General features: G+C 45.0%; 8 protein-coding genes. 6 read left to right on the top strand and 2 right to left on the bottom strand.

Annotation, left to right across the window (positions count from 1 at the left end):
* Positions 1-82 precede the first annotated feature (82 nt).
* The 4 genes from ACUNWA_RS13260 to ACUNWA_RS13245 all read left to right on the top strand — a co-directional run bounded on the left by ACUNWA_RS13260 (position 83) and on the right by ACUNWA_RS13245 (position 2,838).
* On the top strand, positions 83-454 hold the full coding sequence (locus ACUNWA_RS13260) for a hypothetical protein (protein WP_445592405.1): 372 nt from the start codon (positions 83-85) through the stop codon (positions 452-454).
* Between the two features lie 285 nt (positions 455-739).
* Complete coding sequence (locus ACUNWA_RS13255; protein ID WP_445592404.1) at positions 740-979, top strand: hypothetical protein; 240 nt, start codon at positions 740-742, stop codon at positions 977-979.
* Positions 969-1,418: a hypothetical protein gene (locus ACUNWA_RS13250; RefSeq protein ID WP_445592403.1), complete on the top strand. Its 450-nt coding sequence runs from the start codon at positions 969-971 to the stop codon at positions 1,416-1,418. Before ACUNWA_RS13255 ends, ACUNWA_RS13250 begins: the two co-directional genes overlap by 11 nt.
* Before the next feature lie 292 nt (positions 1,419-1,710).
* Positions 1,711-2,838 carry a hypothetical protein gene (locus ACUNWA_RS13245; RefSeq protein WP_445592402.1) on the top strand — a complete coding sequence of 376 codons (1,128 nt, stop codon included), beginning with the start codon at positions 1,711-1,713 and terminating at the stop codon, positions 2,836-2,838.
* 189 nt (positions 2,839-3,027) lie between these two features.
* Here ACUNWA_RS13245 and ACUNWA_RS13240 read toward each other — a convergent pair whose 3' ends face one another.
* Positions 3,028-4,002, bottom strand: coding sequence for an alpha/beta hydrolase fold domain-containing protein (locus ACUNWA_RS13240; RefSeq protein WP_445592401.1), 975 nt, complete (start codon positions 4,000-4,002; stop codon positions 3,028-3,030).
* Between the two features lie 480 nt (positions 4,003-4,482).
* On the bottom strand, positions 4,483-6,063 hold the full coding sequence (locus tag ACUNWA_RS13235; protein ID WP_445592400.1) for a sulfatase family protein: 1,581 nt from the start codon (positions 6,061-6,063) through the stop codon (positions 4,483-4,485).
* A 237-nt stretch (positions 6,064-6,300) separates the two neighbouring features.
* Between ACUNWA_RS13235 and ACUNWA_RS13230 the strand changes: the two genes are divergently transcribed.
* Both ACUNWA_RS13230 and ACUNWA_RS13225 read left to right on the top strand, forming a co-directional pair.
* The gene (locus ACUNWA_RS13230; protein ID WP_445592399.1) at positions 6,301-7,530 is read left to right on the top strand and encodes a M48 family metallopeptidase; all 1,230 of its coding nucleotides are present in this window, start codon (positions 6,301-6,303) and stop codon (positions 7,528-7,530) included.
* A 108-nt stretch (positions 7,531-7,638) separates the two neighbouring features.
* Complete coding sequence (locus ACUNWA_RS13225; RefSeq protein ID WP_445592398.1) at positions 7,639-8,895, top strand: competence/damage-inducible protein A; 1,257 nt, start codon at positions 7,639-7,641, stop codon at positions 8,893-8,895.
* Positions 8,896-9,042: the final 147 nt, after the last annotated feature.

Genomic DNA, 9,042 nt, shown 5'->3' with positions numbered 1-9,042 from the left:
AACTTTTCTTTTCCCATATCATGTAAATTTTAAAACATTCATTTTTGTTTACATGACACAGTTAGTTGAACACTCTCGTTAATTGCTGAATGCTCTTTTCTCCTCCTGGCCAGGAAGAGTAATTTCGCTCAAGGCGAAAGGGAGGTGGTTCTTTGGAAAGCTTGCCAGCGATGCCCGGCAGCAAAATGTTTACGAACAAAAGCTTGCCAGCGGTGCCCGGCAGCAGAATGTTCAGGAACAAAAGCGTGCCAGCGGTGCCCGGCAGCAGAATGTTCTGGAACAAAAGCGTGCCAGCGATAACCGGCAGCAGAATGTTCAGGAACGAAAGCTGCCAGTGGTGCCCGGCAGCAGAATGTTCAGGAACGAAAGCTTGCCAGTGGTGCCCGGCATCAGAATGTTCAGGAACGAAAGCTTGCCAGCGACCAATGGGGAGCTTTCTAATTCAGCAGGTTAGTGCATTTTGAAACTGGGTTGTTTTTCTGAAAGGTGCAGAGGGAAAGGCAGTGGGCAACGGAAGGAAAAACGACTGGGTCCGCCTTGCCTTAATGTTAGCGGTACCTAGGAGCAAGTTGGGGAAAATCTAAAAATCCGATTGATAATATGTTATCCATAAAACAATGATACCTAACTATAATTTCTATATGTAGAGTAATCTATTCCATAACCCCAAAGACATGGAAGATAGATGATCAAATAAACTAGTTATGGTACAATTTGAAATTGGCATGCTCAATTGATTATGATAAAATATTTAGCCGCATTAACAATTAAAATACCTGATTACGAATCCGAAATTATATTTGATGATTTTGTTTTACGTAAACGTTCAATTGAAGAGCTAGGTAAATACTATAGACTTGAAAGTATTGTATATGATGGCTTTGGAGGAATTGCAAAGACAACCTCTTTGAAAGATGATTCTATGCCTATTCACTGGTCACTATACGATTCTGCGGGTCTTGCAAGTGATGACACTTAATGTATCTGAAATACCATCAATATTGGCTTTGTTCAAAAAAATTGAGAAACTAAACAGCTCGAAATTCGACCTAATATGTGAACGGTATGATAATGCGATATCAAATTTATCTACAACCAAGATAGGATATGTAGAGCTTGTAGGAGTATTAGAATCTATTTTGCTTCAAAATAATAAAGACGAATTACGCTTTAGATTTTCACTTTATCTGACAAATATTCTCAATTCCTTAGGCTATAATTTGACATTTAAGGAAGCACAAGAGATTTATGATACAAGATCAAAATTAGTTCATGTTGGAAACAAAAATGATTTTAAAGACGATGACTTTTTCGCACTAATGAATATCACAAGATTGATTATAAAATGGTATATTTCAAATAACTTAAACGACAGCATGGCCAAAGAATTATTATTTGAAAAACTAAAGATTAAATGAAGAAACAACACCTAATCGAGTAAGCGACAGGAATTCCCCCGAACCACTCACAGAACCTTACGTGAACCTATTGATTCATAAGGCTCCTCCCCTCATCTTTGCATTAATGGTGACTAGAGTTAAGCTATGAGATTATGCCGGTGAAAAAGGGTTCGGACCTGTTCAAACAACATGGTCAACTGAGATACAAACTCAAAAGAACAAAGCCCTCGATACCGTTTTGTCAAACGAGGGGCAAGTTGGGGCTGATACACAAAAAATACCGTTCAAATCAATTTAAAAGATGAATGCGATGATTAGAAAACGACTGGATGGACCAATCATATTGCTTACTTCACTGCTGATTCTGTGTTTGGGCGGATGTCACTCTGATAGGAAGCACACAGAAGATAATTTTATCAAAGGGGTCTATGGCAATCCGGGTACATTATTGGAGGCCGGTTATACGTTTGATGAATTGGGACTCAATGCTATATTTGTCAGAAGCAATTCCCTCAAAGATGAATTGTATCATGCAGCACTTGAACAAGGGTGCAAGGTTTTTGTCGAGTTCCCGGTATTGCTCGGAAAGCAATATCTTGACGAGCATCCGCACTGCCGCCCCATAGAAGCCAACGGGGAGCCATCATCGCCTGCCGATTGGTTTATGGGTGTTTGTCCTACCTGCCCCGACTTTAAAGCAGATAGAAGGCAGCATCTTAAAAGTATACTTAGCCGCTTTAAAGTAGATGGTATTTTTCTTGATTATCTGCATTGGCATGCCCAATTCGAAACGTCCGAACCCATTTTACCGGAGACCTGTTTCTGTGAGCGTTGCACAGATTTGTTTTCAAAAACATACCATATAGCTATCCCGAAGGATCGTGTTGCCGGTATTTCCAGTTACATCTTGTCGCACCACGAAAAGCAATGGAGGGACTGGCGCAAAAGCATACTAACTGATTGGATTACCGATTTGAAGCACATCTTAAAAAGTCACCAGCCGGAATCCTTATTGGGCTTATTTTATTGCGCCTGGTACCCCAATGAGTATGATTCTGCCCTTTACCGCATTCTTGGTATCGATATCCATGACTTCGTGAAAGAAGCTGATGTTTTGTCTCCGATGCTGTTTCATCATATGAAGGATCGTCCGGTGCATTGGGTGGGTGAATATACAAGCTGGCTGGATTCGGTGAGTAAGGCCATCCGCCCTGAAAACGAGCCAAAAATCTGGCCCATCGTGCAAGCGCATAATAATCCGGGCGAAGTTAGCCCCGCTGAATTTCGGGAAGCCATGCTACAAGGCAGTGCATTTCCTTCAAGCGGAATTATGATGTTTTCGGACAGAGCTTTACTCGAGGATACACGGAAATTAGATGTGATAAGAGAACAGTATGCCGTAAAACCTCCTGTTGATTCCACGGAGATTACAAAGTAAAAAGTATGGGCTTAGCTTGATGCTAAAACAAAAAGCAAGCCTTATAGCGCCAAAAAGACAGGAAGCAATGTGCTCGTTAAACCGGGAAATTCCATCCATCCATCCATCCATCCATCCATCCACTGATGGCATAATCTAAAGTCAATCAAACAGCTGGATTGGAAGCTCAATAGCCAGATCATTGACTTTTCAAAGCAAGTGTTTCTCAAAGAAGGTGTCCATTTTTAGTTGCGCATAGTCATTCACGCGTTGGACCACATCCATGGCGTGCGGCCAAAGTGGAAAGCGATAGTACTCGCAAGGCACCCCCAGGCGATCAAACTCTTCTTTCAGCAAGTCCGACTGGCTGGGTGGTAACAACTGATCAGAGGTTCCTTGCAAAATGAGGGTTGGCGGATCGTCGGCACTCAGGTAGCGGGCTGGCGATGCCTCCCAGTACAGTTCAGGCTTTTCGTCATAGGCATGCCCGATAAAGCCGGTAACCAAGGGCTGCGTTCGGGCATACTCAATCCGGAAGTCGACAGGCCCATAAATGTCAACCACCGCTTTAATTGGAAATTTAGCCGGCTTATCCCCTTCCCGATGCCAGCCATAGGCAGCCAGCATAGCCAGGTGAGCACCAGCCGATCCGCCAATCAAGGCCACCCGCGAAGTATCATACCCATAGTTTTCCCCATTCTGAAAAACCCAATGCATGGCATCCTGAATATCTTCAACACAGGCCGGATAAATGCTGTCTTTCACCAGGCGGTAAGAAACGGTTGCCGTGGCATAACCTTTCTCGGCAAAGTCGATCAGGTAAGGCAAATAATCGCCTCGTTTTCCGCTTCGCCATCCCCCGCCATGAATAAAGACCAGGAGTGGAGCTTGCTCGCTGAGTTGTTTGGGCAGGTACAAGTCCAGTTGCAAAGAGCGCTCTCCCACCCGCTTGTACTCAATGTTCTTGATTTCGTGAACCGCATCGGGCACCGTGGGCTTTCGTTCAACCAAACTTTCCAGTCCAACTCCTACGGCCAGGTAGTCGAGTCTTTCAAAATGATAACCAACCGGAGCTCTATCGGGATACAGCCAGCCCAACAAACGCGGCGAACTCATCATGAAAACAAACAGCAACACCAGCGTAAGAACCACTTTGAACATCCGTTTTACCCTAAAATTCTTCATGCCAAAAGAGGAGTCGATTAAACACCAATTCGATATACGAATAATGAAAAGCGAGGGTTAACCATTCTTTTGGGTCATTGCTCCCGCGCGATTGCATCGCGTGGCCAAGGCTAGCTGCAAATATCAATCGATGCAATCGTCGGCAGCGAGAGTTTGAACAAACAGGACCATACTCAAAAAGAAGTTGGTTCAATACCTTTTCTTTCCAAAAAGCTTTTAGCTTTAAGAATTGTATTTACTTTGTTCTTAAATCTCCAATAACTTATAGTGTCAGACAAAAGACCGCTAAGTTCTTTTATTGGCGCATTTACTACTTTGTCTATGTAATGCTTAGCTGTTTAGGTAATTCTCCGTCCATTTGTTTATTGTTTTATGTGGCCCATAACATTCGGACACTATGCATTTTTTAAATCTATTCCTAATCATATCCACCCTTCTGCTCAGGATTTGCAAACCTAGCCCATGTAAATTAGGCGATTACTAGTCCAACTTTTCCGCTTCAATATCAGTGGAATTGATCCAGCCTGCGCGAACCTTTTCACCAGCCATAAACCGGTTGTAAAAGTTTCGGGTAGCCGCCTCAGCATAGGGATAATCCTCAAAACGATCGCCTTGTCCAAACATCCGTGGATCGCCTTCTGCCTTGAGTTCTTCCTCCATCTGCTCTGCCAGCTGCGCCTTAATTTCCTGGTAATCCGGCTTTGCGGCAAGGTTGCGCAGGCATTCCAGATCATTGGATAGTTGATACAACTCTTCTGCGGGTCGCTTCCCAAAGTTCATCTCCCAAAACCAGCTATCACCATTGGTTCGCCGGTTGTTCAGCACCCAGCTTTTGGTGGGCGATCCATCACAATTCATATAACCGGTTTCCGGGTTTCCCGAAGGCCAGCGTTCCGGATGATAATTTCTCAGGTAAAGAAACTCTTTGGTCACAAGCCCGCGAATGGGATACCCCTGATCATCAGGCCGTCCCATGTCATGACGCTCTTTTCCAATCACCATAAATTCCCGGACGCATGCATCGGACAAATTCTCAAAAACAGGCAACAAACTCTCTCCTTCCATCGGTTGCATGGTAGGTTCCTTCACGCCGGCAACGTCCAAAAAGGTGGGGGCAAAATCGGTAAAACTCACAAAGTCATCCACCACCCGTCCCGGTTTTTCGATTCCTTTGGGCCACATAATCGCCAGCGGCAGGTGGTTCGAAAGCTCATACTCCATCCCTTTAATCCGTGGAAAGGGCATTCCGTTGTCGGCGGTAACAACCACCAGTGTATTTTCAAGAAGTCCCTGGTCTTCCAGCATTTTCAGCATACGTTCCAGGTGCTGATCAAAATATTCAATCTCAAAAGCATAATCCAGCATATCGTAACGAACCGAGTCATTGTCGGGCCAAAAACCAAATACCTGGTCAATATCTGTTAAGCTTTTGCCTCCCTTCTCTACGCCTGCCCGAAACTCATACGCCCGATGGGGTTCTGTGGATCCATACCAAAAACAGAAGGGCTGCCCCTCTGCCCGCGCCTCCAGGAAAGTTTCAAAATTAGCTGCATAATCAATGTTCGAAATGAACCTGGCCGGCGGTGTTGTTTTCAGCTGATTGAACGCAGGGCCAAGCAGCTCGCGCCTTTTTCCATCAATTTCGCCCGGATTACCCGGTGCCCAGCCTTTGGCCGTATGCCCAACAAAATACCCCTGCTTTTGCAAAGCCTCGGCATAGGTCTCAAATTTTTCCGGAAAGTAAGGCACATGATTCGCAGCGGCTTCCAGTTGCCAGCTGTTTCTCCCGGTAAGAATGCAGGAGCGCGAAGGAGCGCATTTGGCATTGGGCGTATAGGCGCGCGTAAACAGAAGTCCTTCGCGGGCCACGCGGTCAAAGGCCGGTGTTTTAACCCAATCACAACCGTAAGCTCCGGCATGTGGAAAAGACTGGTCATCGGCTATACAAAATAGAATATTGGGAGGCTGCTCTGTGGATTGCTCCGCCTCCTGACAAGACGAAAAACAGGTTCCCAACAGCAGGGTGCAAGAAGCCAAAATCAAAGGTAAGTTTCGTTTCATAAGTTCGTTAGTTTGAGTAATTGATCCTTAAAACTAGGAACATTCTTCAGAAGAAACCCTTTGGAGCATGAAAACAAACAAATTCCATCTCTTTTGTGAGTGGATCGAAAAAGCATCGTTTTTCATCTCGCGTAATCCTGCCACTACACTTTTCCGGCAGGCAATAATCAAGTAGGATTATTCAGCTTTTACCATGGCTTTTTTTACCTTTGAATGCATTTTATAAAGCAAAAACTTATGACACCCTTATTCTGGATCATTATTGGCATCCTGATTTTTGATTTCATTCTGGAACGCTGGTTGGATTACCTCAATACCACACGTTGGAGTACTCAATTGCCCGACGAAGTAAAAGGAATTTACAATGAAGAAAAATACCGGAAGCAACAGGCTTATTCAAGAACCAATCATCGGTTTGGCATGCTAACCAGCTCTTTCAGCTTTGTGTTGCTGATGTTGATGTTCTTTTTCGAAGGCTTTGCCATTGTCAACAACTGGGCGCTGTCGGTTTCCACCAACCCCATTTGGGCAGCCCTCTTATTCTTCGGAATCCTGATGCTAGGCTCCGACCTGCTTACCACTCCTTTCGACTGGTACAACACATTTGTAATTGAAGAAAAATACGGGTTTAACAAAACAACCGTAAAAACCTACCTGCTCGACAAACTGAAAGGATGGCTGCTGGGCGCACTGATTGGAGGCGGCTTGCTGGCGCTCATTGTTTTTATTTACCTGAAAACCGGCGAGTGGTTCTGGGTGTATGTATGGCTGGTGGTGAGTGGTTTTTCGGTTTTTATGGCCATGTTCTACTCTTCGCTTATTGTGCCGCTTTTCAACAAGCAAACGCCCCTGGAGGATGGATCGCTTAAGCAAGCCATTGAAGATTTTGCCCGTAAAGTGGGCTTCAAGCTGGATAACATTTACGTGATTGATGGAAGCAAACGATCGACCAAGGCCAATGCCTATTTTTCCGGATTTGGCCCCAAAAAGCGGATTGTTCTTTACGACACCCTGATCAAAGACATGGAAATACCAGAGTTGGTAGCCGTTCTGGCTCATGAAATTGGGCATTACAAAAAGAAACATATTATCTGGAGCTTGCTGATTGGTCTGCTTCAAACCGGCTTGATGCTGTTCATCTTTTCATTGCTGATTGACAGCCCGGCACTATCGGCGGCCTTAGGGGTAGCCAAACCCAGTTTCCACATCGGGCTCATTGCTTTTGGCATTTTATACTCCCCTCTGTCTTCAGTCATGGGCATTGGGATGAATCATTTATCACGCAAGAATGAATATGAAGCCGATGATTTTGCCGCACAAAACTACGCGGGCGAACCACTGGCTTCAGCCTTGAAAAAACTATCGGTCAAAAACCTGAGCAACCTGCGTCCCCACCCGGCTTATGTTTTTGTCCATTATTCGCACCCGCCACTCTTGCAACGCTTGAAAAACCTGCGCAAAAAGTAAGAATATGAAAGCAGCAGAAACTCAAAATTAGCTTGATTTTGCAATAGCGTGTAACAATATCGCGCAGGATGATCAGAACTTGGAATTTGAAACTTGGAACTAAAAAGAATGAAGGCAGAAATTATTACCATAGGAGACGAAATATTAATTGGTCAAATTATTGACACCAACTCAGCCTGGATGGGCGAACAGCTCAACCTACATGGCATTGAGGTTTTTCAAATTACGTCGGTGCACGACAAACACGACCACATTATGGAAGCACTGGCCAACGCCGAAAAGCATGCCGATCTGGTGCTGATTACCGGCGGGCTGGGCCCCACCAAAGACGACATTACCAAAAAAGTGCTGTGCGACTATTTCGATTCCCGGCTGGTGCTGAATGAATCGGTACTGCAACGGATAACCGAACGCCTGACCAAACGCAATGTGGCCATGAACCAGCTGAACAAGGATCAGGCGCTGGTACCTGACAAATGCACAGTGCTCACCAATTCAACGGGAACAGCTCCAGGAATGTGGTTCGAAAAAAACGACACCATTTTCGTTTCCATGCCCGGCGTACCTTTCGAAATGAAAAGCATCATGAGCGAAGAAGTGCTTCCGCAACTGGCATCCAACGGAAAAGCCAAATCCATTTATCACCAAACAGTATTGGTTTATGGCATCCCCGAGTCCATGCTGGCCGAAAAAATTGAACATTGGGAAGATGCCCTCCCCGATTTCATTAAACTAGCCTACCTGCCCAGCCAGCTGATGATCCGCTTACGGCTTAGTGCCTATGGCAAGCTGATGAATCTGTTGCAGACCGAAGTTCACCACCAAATTGACTTACTACGAGCCATTATTCCTGAAAATATATTTGGATACAATGGCGATACACTGGCTGGTGTCACCGGGAAACTGCTCACCAGGCTCGACGCTACGCTGGCTACTGCCGAAAGCTGTACCGGAGGCAATATTGCCCATTTGTTTACCTCCAACGCTGGCAGTTCGGCCTACCTAAAAGGTGGCATTGTAGCTTATTCCAACGAAGTTAAAACAGCTATTTTAGGGGTTAAGCCAGAAACACTGGACGCGCATGGAGCGGTAAGCCAGGAAGTAGCACTTGAAATGGCTCAAGGAGCGCAGCAAGCACTGCAAACGGACTACGCCATAGCCACAACCGGCATTGCCGGCCCCGATGGCGGAAGCGAAGAAAAACCGGTCGGAACGGTCTGGATTGCAGTTATTAGCAAACATAACATCAAACTGGAACGTTATACTTTTGCACACAACCGCGAACGAAATATTTTGCGGTCGTCGCAAGCAGCTATCAATCTGTTGCGCCAACTTATATTAATGGAACATCCGGAATTGGCCTGATTGTTTCACGTAAAAACGCAAAGCAATTAAGTAAATTTCCGTTCTACTGATTATGAGAATAAAACAAGTGAATAAATCATCAATTTGAACGTTCTAAAATCTACAAGCAAACGCGTGCGTAAATTTAACCGAAAGCGTATGTATTGC

This window comes from Sunxiuqinia sp. sy24, assembly GCF_052677165.1.
The sequence above is the reverse complement of the archived record's forward strand: the minus strand, read 5'-3'. Positions and strand labels throughout refer to the sequence as shown.